This is a genomic window from Dyadobacter psychrophilus, assembly GCF_900167945.1.
In the GTDB taxonomy this organism is placed as follows: Bacteria; Bacteroidota; Bacteroidia; order Cytophagales; family Spirosomataceae; genus Dyadobacter; species Dyadobacter psychrophilus.
Genome location: NZ_FUZA01000006.1, coordinates 210,435 through 231,095, shown reverse-complemented (window position 1 = coordinate 231,095; position 20,661 = coordinate 210,435). Strand labels below are relative to the sequence as shown.

Here is a 20,661-nt window from a genome sequence, read left to right as displayed (position 1 = left end):
GCAAATGGCAAATTTTCTTTTTAGTTTTAACAGATGTTAATATAACTACAACAAACGCATTATATGGCAAATCAACTTTGGGTAAAAAAGCCTATTGACAAATTATTACTAGAATCAACAGGGGAAGGAAACCAATTAAAGCGGTCACTTAGCTCAACCAGTTTGGTTGCACTGGGTATCGGCGCGATCATAGGAGCCGGGCTTTTTTCTTTAACAGGAATTGCCGCTGCTGAACACTCAGGACCAGCAGTTACAATCTCATTCATACTTGCAGCTGTGGGTTGCGGCTTTGCCGGCCTTTGCTACGCTGAATTTGCTTCCATGATACCCATTGCTGGAAGTGCATATACTTACTCCTACGCCACTATGGGAGAGTTTGTTGCCTGGATTATTGGCTGGGACCTGGTATTGGAATATGCTCTGGGAGCGGCAACCGTTTCTGTAAGCTGGTCGCGTTATTTGCTTGAATTTTTAAACAAATTTGGCATTCATCTTCCTGCACAACTTGTTTGTTCGCCGTTTGAAGTGGTTAAATTGAGCGATGGGACAGTTATCGACAATGGCCTTGTCAATTTGCCTGCAATCATTATTGTATGCCTGCTTTCGTTGTTACTCATCAGAGGAACGCAAGGATCAGCTTTTTTGAATAATGTTCTGGTTGTGGTGAAAGTAGCAGTCGTTTTGATTTTCATTGCCCTGGGTTGGAGCTATATCGATCCACAAAATTATGTGCCGTACATTCCTGAAAATACGGGAAAATACGAAAACTTTGGCTGGTCGGGTATCGCAACCGGAGCCGCGGTTGTATTCTTTGCGTTTATTGGCTTCGATGCGGTTTCAACAGCCGCTCAGGAAGCGAAAAACCCGCAAAAAGGAATGCCAATCGGGATCCTTGGATCATTGGTTGTATGTACGATTCTGTATGTGCTTTTTGCGCACGTAATGACTGGTTTGGTAAAGTATACTGAATTCGCAAACGATGCAAAGCCTGCTGCAACTGCCTTTGCCAAAACGGGTTATGACTCATTGCAAACTGCCCTGATCATTGCAATTCTAGCTGGTTACACGTCTGTAATGTTAGTGATGCTTTTAGGCCAGAGCCGTGTGTTCTATTCTATGAGCAGGGACGGACTTTTGCCTAAGTTTTTCAGCGATGTGCATCCTAAATTCTCAACGCCATGGAAAACCAATATTTTCTTCATGGGCTTTGTAAGCATCTTTGCGGGGCTGGTTCCTGTGAGTGATTTGGGCCATATGGTTAGTATCGGGACTCTTTTCGCATTCTGCCTGGTATGCGTGGGCGTGTGGATGCTACGTGTGAAGAGACCAGATCTGGAACGCTCATTCCGTACACCCTTGGTTCCATTTGTGCCAATTATGGGCATCGTCGTTTGTCTTTACCTGATGTATTCTCTGCCTGTTGAAAGCTGGTATCGCCTCGCGATCTGGCTGGCGATCGGACTTGCAGTTTATTTCGGTTATGGCAAGAAACATAGTAAGCTGGGAAAAGAATAGTTTATTTATATAACTAAAAAAGCCTCTGCTCTCAATTGAGAACAGAGGCTTTTTAGTTATATGTGGCCTATCAGATTCTCGCTAAAACCCGCTCCGAAACTGTCTGGCCTATTGAAAGGGACGATGTTGCAGCAGGGGACGGGGCGTTGCAAACATTAATAGCGTTTTTGTTTTCGATAATAGAAAAATCATCAAGCAATCCGCCGTCGTAATCACAAGCCTGCGCGCGCACGCCCGCCCCACCGGGCACAAGATCATCGCTCTGGATCTCTGGAATTAAACCTTGTAATGCTTTTGTGAAGGCAGCTTTGGAAAATGAGCGGTAATATTCTCCCATGCCCGTTTTCCAGTATTTCATCGCCACTTTTCTGAAACCCGGCCAGGCCAATGACTCCATCAATTCAGGAAAATTGAAGTCCAGCTTATCGTAACCTTCGCGACGAAATGCAAACACAGCATTAGGGCCCGCCTCAATTCCTCCCTCAATCATGCGCGTGAAATGTACGCCCAGGAAAGGGAAGTTAGGATCTGGAACAGGGTAAATCAGGTTTTTGACCAAATGATGTCTTTCGGGTCTGATCTTATAGTATTCACCTCGAAAAGGAATTACCCTGACCTTAATGTTTTCAGCCTGAGTTAATTGAGCCACTTTGTCAGAATAAAGCCCGGCACAGTTGACGATTAGTTTCGTTTCAAATACTTTTCCTGTCGCCGAAACGACTTCTGAATAGGAATTGCGGTCTTTTATATCAATTGCTTTTTCTCCAAAACGGATCTCTCCGCCCAACTTCTGAAAGCATTCTGCGTATTTTTCTGAAACTGTTTTGTAATCGATAATGCCGGTATAAGGAACCCAAATCCCTTCTAAACCAACTACATGCGGCTCAATTTCGCGGATTTCTCCTTGCGAGATCATTCGGTTGTCAGTAAGACCGTTCTGATTTCCTCTTTCGAACAGATTCCGTAGCAACGGCCGCTGATCCTCGCTGGTTGCGACTACTATCTTGCCGCACAAATCATAATGTACGCCTTCCCGATTGCAAAAATCGATCAGCATTTGATAACCGCGGATGCAGTTTGTGGCTTTGAGGCTGCCTGGCTTGTAATATAACCCGGAGTGGATTACGCCGCTGTTATGGCCTGTTTGGTGTTTGGCAACTTCGTTTTCCTTTTCCAGCAGCAAAATTTTCAGTGAAGACCTTTGCTCTTTTAGTCGCAATGCTGTGGCAAGACCTACAATGCCTCCGCCAATGATGGTAATGTCGTACATGGATTTTTAATTACTAAATTCAAAGTGCCAGTCAGCCAGGAAACGAGATTTTCCCCATTGAAACGCCGGGTACTCCCTCTTTTTCCCCAAAATGCATTTGCTCACCGGCCACCGCTTCGTTCGCCAAAACGGCAAACAAAACCGCCTCCTTGGCATCGCCGGAAATGCCGAGCTTATCAATTTTCAAAACCGGACGATTCAATGCATGTGAAATCCCGGACATTAACACCGGGTTATGTGCGCCGCCGCCGCTTGCGTAAATGGTGTAGGCGTCATCTTCGTTCATCACGCTCTTAATCGCATCAGCAATGGTCTCAGCGCTAAGCTGTGTCAATGTTGCAATGATATCCTGCCTTGAAACGGAGATCAGTTTAGACTGCTGAATGGCTGTTTCCACATAATCGAAGTTGAAAACTTCGGGGCCGGTTGTCTTCGGAAAAGGCGCTTTGAAGAATGGAAAAGACTTTAATGCTGCCAGTAATGTCTCATTCACTTTCCCGCTTGCTGCTATTGCGCCGTTTTCGTCAAAAGGTTTATGATAAAATCGCTTGGTATAGGCGTCCAAAAGCGTGTTTCCCGGGCCCGTGTCGGTGGTAAATATCTTCGTGGTGTCAAGGGTTCCCGGCAGGAATGTAAAGTTAGCAATGCCGCCCATGTTGAGCAGGATTCGGTTTTCACCTGCTTTGGAAAACAGAAAATGATCCCCATAAACCGCCAGCGGAGCACCTTCTCCACCTGCCGCTATGTGTTTTTGACGAAAATCACTCAATGTAATAACGCCAGTTTTGGCTGCAATGTGATCTCCGTCACCGATTTGCAATGTTGCATTAGGGAATCCGGGAAGCTTATGCTGTTTTTTAGGAGCGTGAAAAACGGTCTGGCCGTGACTGGCAATAAGGTCAATGTGTTCAATATCAATGTCCCAGCTTTTCAGACAATCCAGGATCATTTTTGCATGCGTAGAGCCTATGAAAGGATTCAGGAGGCAAAGCTGTTGAAAATCAATCTGTCTTTTTGCGAAAATTTGTAGGATTTCATTGCGGAACTCGTCGGAATATGGCACTGTTGTGAAAAATTCCAGGTCCAAAACCGTTTCCGTACCGCTTCCTTCAATATTGCAAACAGCCACATCCAGCCCATCCAAAGAAGTACCGGACATTAGTCCGATAATTCTGCGGGATGGTTTGCCGGAAAGTTGACAGAGTTTCTCAATATGCTTTTTCATAAGCCATTTTGAGGAGAAGAAGCCTGTGGTTTGTTGGCATTGTTCTTATTCTTACCAGACCTGTTCTTCTTCTTTTTCTTCTTTTTCTGCTCTTCGCTGTATTTTTTGTCCAGGTTTTCCAGATCACTATTGATCTTTCCCGGTGCTCTGTCCACCGCCGTTTTTTCGGCTTGCGGCGTCAGGATTTCCAATGATTCCGGAATGATATCCTTTTTGTTCAGTTCCATGATTTCGAGCACTTTACTGATTGCCACCGGATACCAGTTTGTGTCTTTATCAAAACCAAACCACATGATCTTCTTGAAAATATCTGTCTTTTGCAAAACAGCGACACCTTTTTTGGTCTTCAAAGGCACATCCACAGTCGGGATGTCCCGCAAAGCATCAATGTACGTTTCCAGCTCGTAGTTCAGACAGCATTTCAGGCGTCCGCATTGTCCTGAAAGTTTTGCAGGGTTCAACGATAAATTCTGGTAACGCGCTGCTGCGGTTGATATATTTTTAAAATCTGTAAGCCAGGTTGAACAGCATAGTTCACGCCCACAAGAACCAAGTCCGCCTAAACGGCTCGCTTCCTGGCGAAGGCTGATCTGGCGCATTTCAATCCTTACCTTGAATTCCGAGGCCAATGATTTGATGAGCTCGCGGAAATCGACGCGTTCTTCGGAGGAATAATAGAATGTTGTTTTGGTATTATCAGATTGAAATTCAACGTCTGAGAGCTTCATATTCAGCTTCATCTCACGGATTATTTCACGCGTACGATAAAGCGTCGGCATCTCGCGCGCCATCGCCTGGGTGTGTTTATCGAGGTCTTTTTCCGTCGCAATCCGGTAAAGAACGTGCATATCATCGTTGATAACCACATTTTTACGCTTCATTTGAAGCCTCACCAGCTCGCCTTGCAAAGAAACAGTCCCGATATGCTGGCCAGAAGCCATTTCACAAACCACATAGTCGCCTGTGATGAATTCCAGCTGATTTATATTTCTGAAATACTCTTTTCTTCCTCCTTTAAACTTTACTTCTACAACATCAAAACGTTGACTAACAGGCACATCCATGTGGCTGAGCCAATCGTAGACATTCATTTTATTGCATCCGCCTGTTCCACAGGTTCCATTACTTCCACATCCCGAGACAGTCGATCCACTAGAACCGCATCCGCCGGATGAACATGATCCACATCCCATAATTACTCATATCTTCAATCGTTATAACGTATTAAATCCACACCGATGTCATGCCGGAAATATTTGCCTTCGAACTGCACAGCCTGGGCTGCGCGCTGCGATTTATGAACCGCATTTTCGAGGGAATTGGCCAGGCCTGTAAGTGCCATAACCCTTCCTCCATTTGTCACAACTTCGGTGTTTCCATTGAAAGTAGTGCCCGCGTGGTATAAAAACACATCTTCTACTTTTTGGCTGCCGGAAATTACCTTTCCTTTTTCATAATCTCCTGGGTAACCTCCTGACACAACCACGGTCGTCACGGCCACTTGCGGGGAGATTTGTAGTTCAAAATCGTTCAAAGTCCCCTTCGCCGTTGAGGCCATGAGCATAGCAAAATCCGACTGTATGCGCGGGATCACAACCTCCGTTTCCGGATCACCCATCCTTACATTGTATTCGATCACAAAAGGCTCGCCTTTTATGTTCATTAAGCCAATAAAAATGAAGCCAACATATTTGATCCCTTCACTTTTCAGACCGTGTAAAGTGGGTTTAACCACCTTTTCGTCCACTTTTTTCAAAAAATTGGCATCCGCAAAAGCCACTGGCGATACAGCGCCCATTCCGCCTGTATTAAGGCCTGTATCGTTTTCGCCAATGCGTTTGTAATCTTTGGCTTCGGGTAAAATTTTATAATGCTCTCCATCTGAAAGGACAAATACGGATAATTCTATCCCTTTCAAAAATTGTTCTACCACAACTTTGTTACCCGCATCCCCGAATTTCCGGTCCAGAAGCATTTCTCTGAAAGCTGTTTCTGCTTCCGAATGCTTCTCGGCAATGATAACGCCTTTGCCGGCTGCCAGGCCGTCAGCTTTTAAAACAATAGGAAGTGGCTGGGCTTCAAGATATTCCAGTCCTTGTTCTAATGTTTCAACAGTAAATGTTTTGGAAGAAGCAGTTGGGATGCCGTATTTCTGCATAAACAGTTTGGAAAAATCCTTGCTTCCTTCCAATTGTGCCCCTGCTTTATTCGGGCCTATAATTTTTACTTTTGAGAGATCTGCTCTCGATTCGAAATAATCGACAATGCCGTTGACCAATGGTTCTTCCGGACCTACGATCACCAGCTCAATTCTGTTTTCCAACACCGCATTTGCGATGGCATCAAAATCATTATAAGATATAGAGAGGTTGGTTGCAACAGCCGCAGTTCCCGCGTTCCCGGGAGCTACATATAAACTGTCACAAAGAGGGCTTTGGGCTATTTTCCAGGCAAAGGCATGTTCTCTTCCGCCTGATCCCAATATTAGTATATTCATAAATGGTTAATTGTTTCACAAAAACACTGATAACAAGTTTTCCCGGCCGATTAATTCGCCAGTTCGGATAAAAACTTGATTCGCATAAGCCGCAATTCTTCTTCACTAATTTCGTCATTGGCAAATTCCCCTAATGCTGCGGCTATATTATCTGTTTCAGCGGTCATGAAATAGTCATATATATCCTGCTGTCTTTCCCGGTCAATTACCTGATTGATATAGTAATCGAGGTTCAGCTTGGTTCCCGAGTAGCAGATATGTTCAACTTCCTCAATAACGTCGGCGAGGGCCAGATCTTTAACTTCAGCGATTTCATCCAGGCTTACCTTGCGGTCGACTTGCTGGATGATAAATATTTTGATTTTAGATTTATTGACAGTCGATTTTATAACGACATCCTTTGCTGTCTCAATCTCGTTTTCTTCAACATATCGGGTGATCACCTCAATGAACTGACGACCGAACTTCTGAACCTTACCCATTCCGACGCCATTAATCTGCGCCATTTCCTGCTGGGTGGTTGGGTAGGTCGTTGCCATTTCTTCCAATGACGGATCCTGGAAAATAACATAAGGAGGCAGGTTTTTCTCCTTTGCAACTTTTTTACGAAGCGCTTTAAGTATTCCCAAAAGTGCTTCGTCATAAGCATGCGCGCTTCCGCCAGTGGCTGCATCCTTGTCGTCATCTTCTGGTTTTACTTCTTCTTCATCGAAATTATGGTCTTTATGAAGCGTTACCGGATAAGGATCGTTCAGGTAATTTGCACCTTTTTCGCCCAATTTAATCACTCCATAATTTTCAATGTCTTTTTCAAGATAATTAAAGATCACAAGCTGGCGAATGGTCGAAATCCAGTAGTCGCGTGACTCATTGATTTCCAGTCCTTTGCCATATACATCCAGCTGATCATGCTCGTAGCTTTTAACATATTGGTTTTCAGTGGCCGTCAGGACGTCCGCAATGTGTTCGCAGTCGAATCGTTGTTCGGTAAGCTGAACAGCTCTCAGAACGAGTATAACGCCGTCCTGAACCTTTGTTTTCTCAGTTGACTTAATGCAGTTGTCGCAAAACCCGCAATCCTTTTCAAGATACTCCCCAAAATAGCTTAGCAATTGCCGGCGGCGGCAAACGCCCAATGTTGAATAGGCCACCATTTCGTTCAGCAAATGGCGTGCATTATCGCGTTCAGTAACCGTTTTGTCCTTATTGAATTTTTCCAGCTTCTGAATGTCCTCATAGCTGTAAAACATCAGGCAATTTCCTTCCAAACCATCCCGTCCGGCCCTGCCCGTTTCCTGATAATAACCTTCCAACGATTTCGGAACGTCATAATGGATCACAAAACGAACATCCGGCTTGTCAATTCCCATCCCGAATGCAATGGTCGCAACGATCACATCTGCTTCTTCATTCAGGAACGCATCCTGGTTGGCCATACGCGTGTTGCTGTCCAATCCGGCATGATACGGTAATGCACGAACGTCATTAACAGTAAGCAGTTCAGCCACTTCTTCAACCGTCTTTCTGCTCAGGCAATATACAATTCCGGACTTACCCTTATTATTGCGGACATAGCGGATCAGTTGTTTTTTAACATCCTTTTTAGGACGGATTTCGTAGTAAAGGTTTTTTCTGTTAAATGAAGATTTGAAGGTCTCAGCTTCCTCCATTTGCAGGTTTTTGCGGATGTCCTGTTGCACTTTCGGCGTTGCGGTTGCCGTAAGAGCGATAATAGGAAGCCTGCCTATATTTTCGATAATGCCGTAAATGCGGCGGTATTCCGGACGGAAATCATGTCCCCATTCGGAAATGCAATGTGCCTCATCGATGGCAACAAAGGATATTTTAACTCTTTTAAGAAAATCGAGGTTATCTTCTTTCGTAAGTGACTCAGGAGCAATGTAAAGTAATTTTAAGCTGCCATCCAGCGCATCACTTTTAACCCGCGTCATTTCAGATTTGGTAAGCGTTGAATTGAGGAACTGTGCATTAATACCGAAAGCAGTCAGCTGGTCAACCTGGTTCTTCATCAATGCAATGAGCGGCGAGATGACGATGGTCAGACCATCGCTGACAAGAGCAGGCAGTTGATAGCAAAGTGACTTTCCCGCACCGGTGGGCATGATCACAAAAGTATTCTTACCAAGCAGGATGTTTTGAATGATTACTTCTTGCTCACCCCGGAATTGACTGTACCCAAAAATTTCTTTAAGCCTTTCTTTCAACGTGTCTAAAACGACTGCATCAACATTCTTTACCATACTCTGTTAACAAAATGGTTATCCCAAACTTCTATATCTTTGCTTTTGAAATTAAAAATCCCATTGGTTCCCAATAAAACTGTGTTTCAGATTTGAAATTAATAAAAAATATTCAGTCAATAGCAAAAGAAGTGTTGCGGCAAGAGGCAGAAGCATTGCATAATCTGATCGGATTGATTGATGAAGAATTTGAAAACTGCGTATATGCCATTATTAACTGCGGAGGTCGAGTAGTTGTGTCTGGTGTGGGTAAAAGCGCCATCGTTGGGCAAAAAATAGTTGCTACGCTCAACTCAACCGGTACACCCGCATTGTTTATGCATGCCGCGGACGCCATTCATGGTGACCTGGGCATGATCCAGGACAATGATGTGGCCATTGTGATTTCCCGGAGCGGCGATACTGCCGAAATTAAGGTGCTTATTCCGCTCTTAAAACGGACCGGCGTGACAATGATCGCGATGGTAAGCAATAGGGATTCGTACCTGGCCAAGAATGCGGATCACATTCTGCATGCTTATGCGCCGGAAGAGGCTGATCCACTCAATCTTGCGCCTACTACAAGCACTTCCGTGACCATGGCATTGGGTGACGCATTAGCGATATGCTTACTGGAAGCAAGAGGTTTTACACACGATGATTTTGCAAAGTTCCACCCGGGAGGCGCTTTGGGCAAAAGGCTCTATCTTAAAATCTGTGACATTTACCCGCATAATGCATTGCCAGTTGTCCTTGAAAGTGCTGGTTTGCAGGAAATTATCTTGGAAATGACTTCCAAAAGGCTGGGGGCCACTGCCGTCAATAATGCCGACGGCAAAATGGCTGGCATTATCACGGATGGAGATTTGAGGCGAATGCTCAAACAACATAACGGAGGCGAAATTCTGCACTTAAAAGCCCGCGACATTATGACGAAGTCACCTATCTCCGTCTCGCCTGATGAATATGCTGTTAAAGCCCTGGAACTCATGCAGTCCCGCAGCATTACGCAGGTTGTTGTTGTGGAGCAGGATGAAATTCTGGGCTTCGTGCATTTACACGATCTTTTGCGGGAAGGGTTGGTGTGACTCGTTACAAGCTTGTCAGCCTGAGCGGAGACGAAGGCACGTTACCCAGGAGTAGCGCGCCTTCGACTCCGCTCAGGCTGACAGGTGAGAGACTCCGCTCAGGCTGACAAGCAAGATGCATTCAGGCTGACGAGGGTGTTACCTAAACCGCTTCGACTGCTGTACTTCCCGCTCGTCTTTTCTAATAAATCGATTGGCGAAAACATTGGCCAACATTGCGCCTACTAAGCCATAAAACCCTATTTCATAGCTTCCAGGTAAGTTTGGATCAAAAAGCTTAGCTGTTTTGTAAAAAGTGAAGTAGATCACGAGTCCCATAATGATGGTCATCAAAATGGAATTGACGGCGCAAAGTGCGGACTGTAAAACCCTGTTTTTGAATTGAAATATGGCATATGCTGCAACTCCAGCAACCAGAATGCCGAGAATGATCAGATAATAAACCGGCTGAACGTTGGATTGCACAGCATTTACCTGATGTGTAAGCTTAATTGCTGTAAGGTCGGCACGCTGCTCACCTTCGACAGCAACTTTTGTCCATAGTGGGAAGGCGAGAAAAATACCCATTCCAATGACTGTCAGGGCTAGAAAAACGGTCTGAATTCTTTGTAACATATTTCTAAATATTGTGAACTGGCTTCATGAAGCCGCGAATTTAATAAAAGACTTTTCCAGATGGAAAGCATTATCAGGAAATAACAGAGCCGTATAGATCAAATTCCTCCGCCGAAGTAATGTTTACATTGGCAAAATCACCCAAGCGCACATATTGGCTGGCAGGCACAAGTACTTCATTATCAACCTCTGGTGAATCAAATTCAGTCCTTCCTATAAAATGCCCGCCTTCTTTCCTGTCGAAAAGGACTTTATATGTATTACCAATTTTTTGCTGATTCAATTCATAGGAAATGCCCTGTTGCAACTCCATGATGGCATCTGCACGTTCCTGTTTGATCTCTGCCGGAATGTCGTCCGGCATTGTATAGGAATGCGTGTTGTCTTCATGAGAATATTGAAATGCGCCCAAACGGTCGAAACGCATTTTTTCTACGAAATCATAGGTCTCATCAAATAACGCTTCCGTTTCTCCGGGGTGACCGACGATCAATGTTGTCCTTAATGTAATATCAGGCACTTTTGCGCGTATAGTCTCGATCAATGCCTCTGTTTTCTCACGTGTGATCCCGCGGCGCATGGATTTCAAAATCTCGGTCGAGCCGGTTTGCAGCGGCATGTCCAGATATTTGCAAATGTTGCTGCGATCGTTCATGATATCCAATATATCCATCGGAAATCCGGCTGGATAAGCATATTGCAGCCTGATCCACTCAATGCCTTCCACATCGGAAAGCTGCGCCAGCAGATCGGATAGATTTCTTTTTTTATAAATATCAAGACCATAATAAGTCAGGTCCTGCGCGATCAGTATCAATTCTTTTGTGCCACGTTTAGCCAAGGATTTAGCTTCTTTGATCAATTCTTCAATGGAGCGGGAAACATGGCCGCCGCGCATAATGGGAATTGCGCAAAAGCTACAAGGCCGATCGCAACCTTCCGCGATTTTTAAATATGCGTAATGCGTCGGTGTGGTTAGCAGGCGTTCGCCAACGAGTTCGTGCTTGTAATCTGCTTTTAATGTTTTGAGCAGGCGCGGCAGCTCATTGGTTCCGAACCAGGCGTCAACCGTTGGAATTTCTATCGAAAGCTCGTCTTTGTATCTGTGTGATAAACAGCCCGTAACGTAAACTTTATCAACCATTCCCGCCGCTTTTGCATCAGCGTAGCGCAAGATTGTATTAATGGATTCCTCCTTTGCATTATCAATAAATCCGCAGGTATTGATGACAACAATCTGTGAATCGTCCTTTTTTGATTCGTGGGCAACGGCAAATCCGTTTCCTTTGAGTTGCGTGTAAAGCACTTCTGAATCCACCAGGTTTTTGGAACATCCCAGCGTAACAATGTTGACTTTATTCTTAACTATTCCTTTGGTTTTCATTGGTTTTAGCTATCTGCGAGAAGCTTTTAGCTTTAAGTGAATTTTGAAATGCAGTTGCCGTTCATGTGAAAGTGACTGATAATGAACGGCGAAACGGGGTGCAAAGTTCGGAAAAATTGATTGCTTAGCCAATCTTCTTAAATAAAGAATCTACAAATTCATCCCGGTCGAAAACTTGGAGATCGTCCATTTTTTCTCCGACGCCTATATATTTTACAGGGATTTTGAATTCATCGGATATGCCAATTACAACGCCGCCTTTCGCTGTTCCGTCCAGTTTTGTGATTGCTAATGCAGTGATTTCCGTGACTTTGGTAAATTCTCTGGCTTGAATTACAGCATTTTGGCCTGTGCTGCCATCGAGAACCAGTAATACTTCGTGCGGGGAATCGGGAATGATCTTCTGCATGACGCGTTTGATCTTTGAAAGCTCGTTCATGAGATTGACCTTCGTGTGTAAACGTCCGGCTGTGTCGATAATGATCACGTCGGCGCCCGTTTCCATCCCCTTTTTCAATGCATCGTATGCCACTGCGGAAGGGTCGGTGTTCATGCCGTGGTCGATAACCGGGACGTCAACGCGTTTTCCCCAGAGTTTGAGCTGGTCCACTGCCGCCGCGCGGAATGTGTCGGCAGCGCCTAGCACCACTTTGTGACCGCGTTGATGAAACTGGTGTGCCAGCTTTCCGATCGTGGTCGTTTTCCCGACACCATTCACGCCCACAACCATGATTACGAATGGTTTAGGAAGATGCTCGGTTTCGTAGCTGTCTTTGATATCAACGGATTTATTTTCTGTCAGCAATGCTGCAATTTCCTCCCGAAGTATGCCATCCAGTTCGGCTGTGGTTGCATATTTGTCTCGTGCGACTCTTTCTTCAATGCGTTTAATGACCTTAACTGTGGTTTCAACGCCTACATCTGAACTTACAAGAATGTCTTCCAATTCATCCAGAACATCTTCGTCGATTGTGGTTTTACCAACGATGGCGCGGGAAAGTTTGCCAAAGAAACTGTCTTTGGTTTTTTCCAGGCCTTTATCCAATGTTTCTTTTTTCTCTTTTGAAAAAAAACCAAATAAGCTCATAACGGTGTGAATGTAGTAAGATCTGTAACTGTGTATATGTGCCCAAAAATAAAACAAAAAAAGTCCCAAAAGGGACTTTTTAGAAAACTGAATATAATCCGTTGGCTTTGCTCATGAGAAAACCATCAATAATGTCAGTCTGAGCGTCCGGGGCCGCCCGGCGGTCGAAGACTAGTTTTTCAGGGCACCTTGAACACCGTCTAAAGGAACGATTTCTTCTTTGAAGGTGTAAGCTCCTGTTTTTGGAGATTTTACAGCCTTAATAACCTTAGCGAATGCTTTTCCGCCTTCTTTTTTCAGGGTAGCAACTACTTTCTTTGCCATGTCTGTATATTTTTAAAGTGTAAAACCTTATTTAATTTCTTTGTGGACTGTATAGCGTCTCAGGAATGAATTGAATTTTTTCAACTCCATACGGCCAGGCGTATTTTTCCGATTTTTTGTAGTCACATAACGTGACATTCCAGGAACACCACTATCTTTTTGTTCTGTGCATTCCAATATAACCTGTACTCTATTACCTTTCTTAGCCATTGCTTTACATCGTTTTTACAAATAGGACTGCAAAAGTAATAACATTTAGTTTTATACACAATGCTGTCTACTAAATTTAGTGTATTTTTTGAAAAAAATAATTTAAGCCCAATGACTTTAAGATCTTGCTAGACAAATAAATAAGTTGAGGTTATAATCTGCACACTTTCAATTTCTGTCTTAAATTTGAAGGAAATCTAGCACAAACTTACTTTCTTCGTGTGCGATTTATTTGCAAATCCATAATCTGGCGGAAATTCTTAAATTTAAAACAATGACTATTAAAAAAAGTACCCCTTTGGCGCTTGTTGCTCTGGCGGTTTTCTTACTCATCGGCTGCTCCTCTCAGGAAGACAAGGATAAATATGATCATTACTATGGATCCGGAAGCAAATCAAGAGAGGAAACGGCGCTTGTAGCATTACAAAACGAAAGAAAAAATCAACCTGCGACACCTCCTGTGCAAGCGGCAGCGCCTGCTGCGGCTCCCGCGGCCGGAGATTCGGGAAAAACGGCTTCTGGTGATACAGCGGCAGTTGCTTCGGCAGCACCGGCAGCTCCGGCTGCGGCAACACCACCAAAACGCAAGCCTGTGCCTGCGGATGTTTCAGCATTGCTTAACAAACACGCTTGCTTTGCGTGCCATCAGGCATATGATAAGGTGATTGGGCCTGCTTACTCGGAAGTTGCTAAGAAAAAATATACTGCGGATCAGATCGTAGAGCTGGTTCACAATCCAAAACCGGAACATTGGCCAGGTTATCCTCCAATGGCGCCACTTGCGCATGTTCCCAAAGCCGACATTGTGGTGATCGCCAACTGGATCAACTCATTATAATATAAGGTTGTCAATTTTAGAAAATACGGGCCGTTCATGCTATGGACGGCCCGTATTCGTATCTTTGCGAAAGCATTTTTATTTTATATGACTCAAAACGCACTGCAACCTGCTGATATCACGGATGAACTTTTGGCCCAGTATGAAACAGTAATCGGGCTCGAAGTACATTGTCAGCTTTTGACGGAATCCAAACTTTTTGCCCAGGACAGAAACCTTTTTGGTGCTGAGCCTAATACAAACATTGGTCCGCTTACGCTTGCATTACCAGGGACTTTACCCAAAATCAATAAAAAAGCGGTTGAGTATGCAATCCGGCTCGGACTGGCTTGTGGCTGCTCGATCAGCAGAAGAACCATTTTTGACCGTAAAAATTACTTTTATCCCGACCTTCCAAAGGGTTACCAGATTTCGCAGGACAAAAAACCGATCTGCGAAAACGGTGGCGTGACTATTTCTACAAAGAATGAGGAAGGGAAAATGATTGAAAAGATCATTCGGTTCCATCATATACATTTGGAAGAGGACGCCGGCAAATCTGTTCATGACGGCAGTGTTACCGAAACATTGCTGGATTATAACCGCGCCGGAACACCTTTGGTTGAAATGGTTTCAGAGCCCGATCTGCGGTCTGCGGAGGAAACAGGGGCATTTGTTACAGAGATCCGCCGTTTGGTGCGCTATCTGCACATTAGTGACGGCAATATGGAAGAAGGCTCGCTGCGTTGCGATGTTAATGTCTCGCTCAGAAAGAAAGGAGCAGAAAAACTGGGCACCAAAGTGGAGATCAAGAACATGAACTCGATCCGAAACATGATGCGTGCCATTAGTTTTGAAGAAAAAAGGCAAGTGGCCATGTTGGAGAACGAGCAGACGATCCAGCAGGAAACGCGCATGTTTGACGTAGAAAGCGGACAGACTTACGGCATGCGGGTGAAGGAAACGATGAATGATTATCGCTATTTTCCCGATCCGGATTTAAGCCCGGTTGTCGTGTCAGATGAATGGCTGAACAGCATTAAGGCGGATATGCCGGCATTGCCGCATGAGCTGCGCGAGAAATTTACGAATCAGTATGGAATTCCTGCTTATGACGCGGCTGTGCTGACTGACACAAGAGAAATTGCAGCTTATTTTGAAGCAGTTTGTGCCAAAACAAATGCATTTAAGGCCGCTTCAAACTGGCTGATGGGCCCGGTGAAATCATATCTGAATGATCACGAAGGGAACATTGACCGTTTTCCGATCAGCCCGGAAGGATTGGCAGCATTGATTGATCTGAGCGAGTCAAACATTGTGAGCAATTCTGTGGCTACGCAAAAGATATTTCCGGTGCTTTTGGCCGAGCCGCAACGCGACCCGAAAGAGATCGCGTCTTCAAATAACTGGATTCAAAATAGCAATACAAACGAGCTTGAAACGTTGGTAGATGAGGTTATTAGCGCAATGCCCGACAAGGTTGCGGCTTATAGAAAAGGAAAAAAAGGGTTACTCGGTCTTTTTGTGGGAGAAGTCATGAAAAAATCAAATAACACTGCTGATCCAAAGCTGGTAAGCCAACTGCTGAGCGCTAAACTCTGATCGTTACGCCTAACAAAACCATTATGAAGGTCATGAAAGGAATATTAAGACAAAGTATTTTCATATCTAGCATTGCTTTTTTGAGCCTTCAATCTCAGGCACAGCAGCTTCCGCCCAAAGATTTTTCCATCAATGGTAAGGTAAAAAATGGTGCAAAAGGAGAAAAAATAACATTGCTTCGCTCAACTGCGGGCGGATCGTCCGTTAAGCTAGATTCCACGCAACTTTCGGCAGACGGCTCTTTCGCATTAAAAGGCACTGAAAACGACCGCGGAAGCTTCTTTTCATTGAACATTGCGGATCGTCAGAAAGTGATCTTGCTTGTGGAAGGTGGAGAAAAATTCAATGTGCTGGCGGACGGGACCACAAGGGATGCCAAAGGAAACGGCGGAAACGCGGATATTACAGGTTCCAAAAATATGGATTACTATGCCCAAATAGACAAGCTAATGCGGTCTTTTGCCGGCAAGGTGACCGTTTGGAATGAAGAGTATGCCAAGGCAGAAGAGAAAAAAGACGCTAAGAAAATTCTGGAAGTGCAGCAATCATTTGCAAGCGCGGACAAAGAAAGGCTGGATGTTATCAAGAAATTGCTCCCTGAAATGGGCACTTCGTTAGTTGCGTTATTTACAGCAAATAACTTTCTGAATCCGGATACAGATATCGAAATCTTAAAAAAACTGGCGGATGACTACGAAAAAGTAGAACCGACGCCGACACTGGCAAAAGGTTTTATTGGTCAGATCAAAAGGATTGCGGGCGTTTCGGTTGGACAGCAGGCGCCTGATTTCACATTGAACAGTCCTGACGGTAAGCCGGTTGCATTGTCATCATTACGCGGAAAATTCGTTTTGATCGATTTCTGGGCTTCCTGGTGCGGCCCTTGCCGGATGGAAAATCCGAATGTTGTGCGCATGTATGACAAGTTTAAGGACAAAGGGTTTGACATTTACGGCGTATCACTGGACGACAACGAAAAAGCCTGGAAAACGGCCATTGAGCGTGATAAACTAAAATGGCTGCACGGATCGGAATTGAAGAAATGGAACTCCGGCGTAGCACAGACTTATGGTGTAAATGCAATTCCAGCCACATTCCTGATCGATAAAGAAGGGAAAATAATTGCCAAGAACTTACGCGGACCAGCTTTGGAAAGTAAGCTTACCGAATTGCTGGGCGCTCAATAGTAATAGATTAGATGTAGTCAAAAATCCGCAGGACGTGTCTTGCGGATTTTTTATGCCTCATGGTCTTCCAGACTGTAATAAAATTGCAAAGGATCAGCAAATTTGAAGTCGTATTTGTAATGCTGATTGAATTTTTCAGCTGAAATAACCTTAAAATCGGGCTTTTCGTCAGTTTTGGCGAATGTTGGCGTTTCCCAGCCAAATTGCGTGCAGGATTTTTCGTAAACTTCCCGTCTTGTCGTGTGACCGGGAGCCACAATGTTAAATGTCTCATTGAAAACACCCGCTTCCAGAATTGTTATGATAATTTCCGCCGCATCGTCCCGGTGAATGTAATTAACAGGGATTGAGCCGGTTGTCATATCTTTTTGTCCCTGCACATATTTTCCCGGAATGCGGTTATAACCCAGTAAGCCGCCTAACCTGAGGATGGTAACATTATGGTCGGGACGTAATTCCGTTAAAAGGTTTTCTGCCGCGACCATTTCAGGCGAAGCCGATTCCTTTGGCGTTTTAACGTCATCCTCAACAACGGTCCTGTTCAGCTCAGGGTAAATCCCAGTGGAGCTGATGAAGATAATGTCATTGATCTTCGAAGTCTTAATCTCCGAAATAATCGATTCGATTTGTTTTATGTAAAAGCCCGGCTCATGCTTATACAGGCGTGGGGGCAGCGAAATGATCAGCGTATCAACATCGAAAAACGAATGCAACCAGGAATTTTCTACATTAAATTCTGGGTCAAGGGGAAGCAAATAGCCTTCAATCCCTTTTTCCACGAATGTGTCAATCTTCGATACAGATGTTGTGCTGCCTTTTATCTGCCATGTACTATGCCGGCTCCGCAAACGTTGAGCTAATGGGAATCCCAGCCAACCGCATCCCAGAATGCTTATTTGTTTTTTTTCTACTTTTGAATCTTTATCCGACATTTGATATCAAGGCTATGTTCTTTTTTAGAATCGCTTTCGCTTGCTTTCTGCTTTCTATTTTCTTCGTTTCATGTGAAAAAGATAACCGGCAAGAAACGGATACCAGCAATGCCGTGGTCAATCTGGAATCTGAAAATCTCGACCAGGCATTATTTGCGTGCAAATCCGTTAAAGATGTGCAAATTTTCCTCGATAAGCATCCTTATTTAGCCAGGGAATATTTTGCCAGTTCGCAGATGAATCCCAACCAGCTTGCAGCGCATTTATTCAACATTCTACAAAATCCTGATTTCCTGGCTTTTCGGAAGCAGCTTGATGAACTGATCGGCGACCGTAAAAAGAACATTTTGGATCCATTAGCGGAGGCATTCAAACAAATAAAATATCATTACCCGACATTCAGAGCGCCCAAAATCCAATTCATGATTACAGGATTTACAGGCAACGATCTATACATTTCCGATTCGCTGATCATTATCGGATTAGATTATTTCGGTGGACCCGAAGCCATGTATCGGCCGGATGTGTTTGATTATCAGTTGCGTCGTTTTCGAAAAGAATACATTGTTCCCTCTATCGTCTTTTTCGAATCCAACCGGTTCAACAAAATGGACCCAACTGACAAGACGCTGCTGGCGGACATAGTGGGTTATGGAAAGGGTTTTGCGTTTGTAAAACAAGTGATGCCAACCACGCCGGATAGCCTCATTATTGGCTATTCTGCGGATAATTTGCGTAGGACCTATGCCAGTCAGCATGATATATGGGCTTATTTCATTGCCGGAAAGCTGCTTTATGAATCCGTTGATCTGAAAAAGAAAAAATTTATTGAAGAAAGGCCTTTTACAACGGAGATCGGGCAGAAAGTGCCGGGTGCCATTGCGCGTTGGGTGGGCTGGCGGATCGTTAACCGTTTCCGCGCAGAAAATCCACAAGTAACCCTGCCCGAATTAATGGAAATGGAGAACGCTGCACAGATTTTGCAGGATTCGGGATATAACGGCGAGCCGGACGAAGAGGAGTAAGTTTTTTGTTTACTTTTGCGGCTGTCACTAAGATTCCTAAAAGCCGTTGATACCGTTTACACTCATCATTTTCCTCCTTCTTGTGCCGGGTTTTGTGGTAATCGGCGTGTATCTGGAACGCAAGGTTTCTGCATTTATCCAGGATCGTATGGGGCCAATGGAAGTGGGCAAATGGGGGCTTTTACAGCTTTTTGCCGATTTGCTCAAATTGCTTCAAAAGGAAGATATTGTTCCAAAAGCAGCAGATAAGCGCCTTTTTCTGCTTGCACCATTCGTCATTTTCGTATCTGTTTTTGCTGGATTTGCGGTTGTTCCCTTAGCTCCTGATCTGGCTGGTTCGGGTGCGTCAGTGGGCGTTTTTTTCTTGCTGACCATTGTTTCTGTGGACGTTATAGGGCTTTTAATGGCCGGCTGGGGTTCCAATAATAAATTTGCATTGTTTGGCGCCATGCGTGCGGTGGCGCAAATTATTTCCTACGAAATTCCGCTGGGATTATCTATACTGTGCGTGGTAATGCTCACGCAAACGCTTGATCTTCAAATTATAAGCTTCCAGCAAGGCATTTATGCCAATGAGCCTGTCTATCTTTTTGGGATAAAAGACCTGGGGGTTGATGTGACCAATGTGGGTGGATTTTTGTCCTGGAACATTGTCCGAAATCCCTTTTTGTTGTTGGCATATATTGTTTTCTTCATCGCATCTCTGGCTGAATGTAACCGGGCCCCATTTGACTTGCCGGAAGGCGAATCGGAATTGGTAGCGGGATTTCACACTGAATATTCGGGCATGCGCTGGGCGCTTTTTATGCTCTCGGAATATGGAATGATGCTGCTGGTGTGTCTATTAGGCGCCATTTTATTCTTAGGAAGTTGGAACACGCCTTTTCCTAACATCGGCCCGTTGAAACTGGCAGACTGGACAAGCGGAGAGCCCGGAACGTGGTTTGGCTATCTTACCGGGATTTTCTGGCTGCTGGGTAAAGCGATATTTGGCATATTAATCCAAATGTGGGCACGCTGGACACTTCCGCGCCTTCGCGTAGATCAGCTAATGTATCTGGGATGGAAAGTTTTGACGCCTGTCGGACTTGTGCTTTTCTTTATCTCCGGCGTTTGGAAGTTGATAGGGATCTAAAAATTATTCAGTGATTTCGGCGCCGTCCAGAATATAATTCATCTGGTAAATATCATCCGCATTCAATTTCAGTGTTCCTACAAAAGTCAGGCGCTCGTCTGTTTTGAACTTGCGGCCATCTTTTTTCTTGAAATTCAATGTCATAACCGTCTCAGGGCCAGCTCCTCCGCAGAAAAAACACGCGCTGAAAGGAAATGCTGATAGCACATATAAATTAGCATCCAGGTCCACAGGAAGGATATATCCGGTAATGGTAACCTGCTGATTTTTGAGCTTTTGAACGCTTGGCCCGAAAGTCGGGTGCAGCATATAAATGGATTCTTCGGCGTACCATTTCTTCTTGAAAGTCACATCACGCAATGTTTCCCATGTCACTTTTACCGGATTAGAAGCTGGGGTAAAAGCAAATAAGGAGGTGAAACAAAAAAGCAATATTATGATTCTTACAGATTTCATCGGGCCTGATTTTGTCTTGGTTAGGATTTAACTAAGTTAACAAATTTACACA

19 protein-coding genes are annotated in these 20,661 nt (G+C 44.4%); 7 read left to right on the top strand and 12 right to left on the bottom strand.

Annotation, left to right across the window (positions count from 1 at the left end):
- The first annotated feature begins 63 nt into the window (after positions 1-63).
- Positions 64-1,515: an amino acid permease gene (locus tag B5X68_RS21020; RefSeq protein ID WP_082216734.1), complete on the top strand. Its 1,452-nt coding sequence runs from the start codon at positions 64-66 to the stop codon at positions 1,513-1,515.
- Positions 1,516-1,585: 70 nt separating this feature from the next.
- Here B5X68_RS21020 and lhgD read toward each other — a convergent pair whose 3' ends face one another.
- The 5 genes from lhgD to recQ form a co-directional block, all read right to left on the bottom strand.
- Entirely contained in the window at positions 1,586-2,785 is a 1,200-nt protein-coding gene (gene lhgD / locus B5X68_RS21015) for an L-2-hydroxyglutarate dehydrogenase (RefSeq protein WP_082216733.1), read from the bottom strand.
- A gap of 31 nt (positions 2,786-2,816) precedes the next feature.
- Positions 2,817-4,010, bottom strand: a complete 1,194-nt coding sequence (locus tag B5X68_RS21010) for an anhydro-N-acetylmuramic acid kinase (protein ID WP_082216732.1) — start codon at positions 4,008-4,010, stop codon at positions 2,817-2,819.
- The gene (locus tag B5X68_RS21005) at positions 4,007-5,101 is read right to left on the bottom strand and encodes a PSP1 domain-containing protein (protein ID WP_374754824.1); all 1,095 of its coding nucleotides are present in this window, start codon (positions 5,099-5,101) and stop codon (positions 4,007-4,009) included. Before B5X68_RS21005 ends, B5X68_RS21010 begins: the two co-directional genes overlap by 4 nt.
- A 116-nt stretch (positions 5,102-5,217) precedes the next feature.
- On the bottom strand, positions 5,218-6,507 hold the full coding sequence (gene purD, locus B5X68_RS21000; protein WP_082216730.1) for a phosphoribosylamine--glycine ligase: 1,290 nt from the start codon (positions 6,505-6,507) through the stop codon (positions 5,218-5,220).
- Positions 6,508-6,557: 50 nt separating this feature from the next.
- Positions 6,558-8,768: a DNA helicase RecQ gene (recQ, locus tag B5X68_RS20995; RefSeq protein WP_082216729.1), complete on the bottom strand. Its 2,211-nt coding sequence runs from the start codon at positions 8,766-8,768 to the stop codon at positions 6,558-6,560.
- Positions 8,769-8,860: 92 nt separating this feature from the next.
- Between recQ and B5X68_RS20990 the strand changes: the two genes are divergently transcribed.
- Entirely contained in the window at positions 8,861-9,835 is a 975-nt protein-coding gene (locus B5X68_RS20990) for a KpsF/GutQ family sugar-phosphate isomerase (RefSeq protein ID WP_082216728.1), read from the top strand.
- 138 nt (positions 9,836-9,973) lie between these two features.
- Here B5X68_RS20990 and B5X68_RS20985 read toward each other — a convergent pair whose 3' ends face one another.
- The 5 genes from B5X68_RS20985 to rpmG all read right to left on the bottom strand — a co-directional run bounded on the left by B5X68_RS20985 (position 9,974) and on the right by rpmG (position 13,455).
- Positions 9,974-10,450: a DUF4293 domain-containing protein gene (locus tag B5X68_RS20985; protein WP_082216727.1), complete on the bottom strand. Its 477-nt coding sequence runs from the start codon at positions 10,448-10,450 to the stop codon at positions 9,974-9,976.
- Between the two features lie 73 nt (positions 10,451-10,523).
- Positions 10,524-11,834 carry a 30S ribosomal protein S12 methylthiotransferase RimO gene (gene rimO / locus B5X68_RS20980; RefSeq protein ID WP_082216726.1) on the bottom strand — a complete coding sequence of 437 codons (1,311 nt, stop codon included), beginning with the start codon at positions 11,832-11,834 and terminating at the stop codon, positions 10,524-10,526.
- Positions 11,835-11,958: 124 nt separating this feature from the next.
- Positions 11,959-12,921, bottom strand: coding sequence for a signal recognition particle-docking protein FtsY (ftsY, locus tag B5X68_RS20975; protein WP_082216725.1), 963 nt, complete (start codon positions 12,919-12,921; stop codon positions 11,959-11,961).
- Between the two features lie 171 nt (positions 12,922-13,092).
- Positions 13,093-13,245 carry a DUF4295 domain-containing protein gene (locus B5X68_RS20970; RefSeq protein ID WP_015813059.1) on the bottom strand — a complete coding sequence of 51 codons (153 nt, stop codon included), beginning with the start codon at positions 13,243-13,245 and terminating at the stop codon, positions 13,093-13,095.
- Between the two features lie 27 nt (positions 13,246-13,272).
- Complete coding sequence (rpmG, locus tag B5X68_RS20965) at positions 13,273-13,455, bottom strand: 50S ribosomal protein L33 (RefSeq protein WP_026632037.1); 183 nt, start codon at positions 13,453-13,455, stop codon at positions 13,273-13,275.
- Between the two features lie 274 nt (positions 13,456-13,729).
- Here rpmG and B5X68_RS20960 point away from each other — a divergent pair, with 274 nt between their 5' ends.
- The 3 genes from B5X68_RS20960 (at position 13,730) to B5X68_RS20950 (ending at position 17,061) form a co-directional block, all read left to right on the top strand.
- Entirely contained in the window at positions 13,730-14,293 is a 564-nt protein-coding gene (locus B5X68_RS20960) for a c-type cytochrome (RefSeq protein WP_082216890.1), read from the top strand.
- A gap of 87 nt (positions 14,294-14,380) precedes the next feature.
- Positions 14,381-15,874, top strand: a complete 1,494-nt coding sequence (gatB, locus tag B5X68_RS20955; RefSeq protein ID WP_082216889.1) for an Asp-tRNA(Asn)/Glu-tRNA(Gln) amidotransferase subunit GatB — start codon at positions 14,381-14,383, stop codon at positions 15,872-15,874.
- A gap of 32 nt (positions 15,875-15,906) precedes the next feature.
- Positions 15,907-17,061: a TlpA disulfide reductase family protein gene (locus tag B5X68_RS20950; protein WP_082216724.1), complete on the top strand. Its 1,155-nt coding sequence runs from the start codon at positions 15,907-15,909 to the stop codon at positions 17,059-17,061.
- A 50-nt stretch (positions 17,062-17,111) separates the two neighbouring features.
- Here B5X68_RS20950 and B5X68_RS20945 read toward each other — a convergent pair whose 3' ends face one another.
- Positions 17,112-17,993, bottom strand: coding sequence for a Rossmann-fold NAD(P)-binding domain-containing protein (locus B5X68_RS20945; protein WP_082216723.1), 882 nt, complete (start codon positions 17,991-17,993; stop codon positions 17,112-17,114).
- Positions 17,994-18,007: 14 nt separating this feature from the next.
- Here B5X68_RS20945 and B5X68_RS20940 point away from each other — a divergent pair, with 14 nt between their 5' ends.
- The gene (locus tag B5X68_RS20940; protein ID WP_082216722.1) at positions 18,008-19,018 is read left to right on the top strand and encodes a gliding motility protein GldB-related protein; all 1,011 of its coding nucleotides are present in this window, start codon (positions 18,008-18,010) and stop codon (positions 19,016-19,018) included.
- Positions 19,019-19,067: 49 nt separating this feature from the next.
- Positions 19,068-20,153 carry a complex I subunit 1/NuoH family protein gene (locus B5X68_RS20935; RefSeq protein ID WP_082216888.1) on the top strand — a complete coding sequence of 362 codons (1,086 nt, stop codon included), beginning with the start codon at positions 19,068-19,070 and terminating at the stop codon, positions 20,151-20,153.
- Positions 20,154-20,156: 3 nt separating this feature from the next.
- Here the strand turns inward: B5X68_RS20935 and B5X68_RS20930 are convergent, their stop codons facing one another.
- On the bottom strand, positions 20,157-20,609 hold the full coding sequence (locus B5X68_RS20930; protein WP_082216721.1) for a DUF3299 domain-containing protein: 453 nt from the start codon (positions 20,607-20,609) through the stop codon (positions 20,157-20,159).
- Positions 20,610-20,661 lie beyond the last annotated feature (52 nt).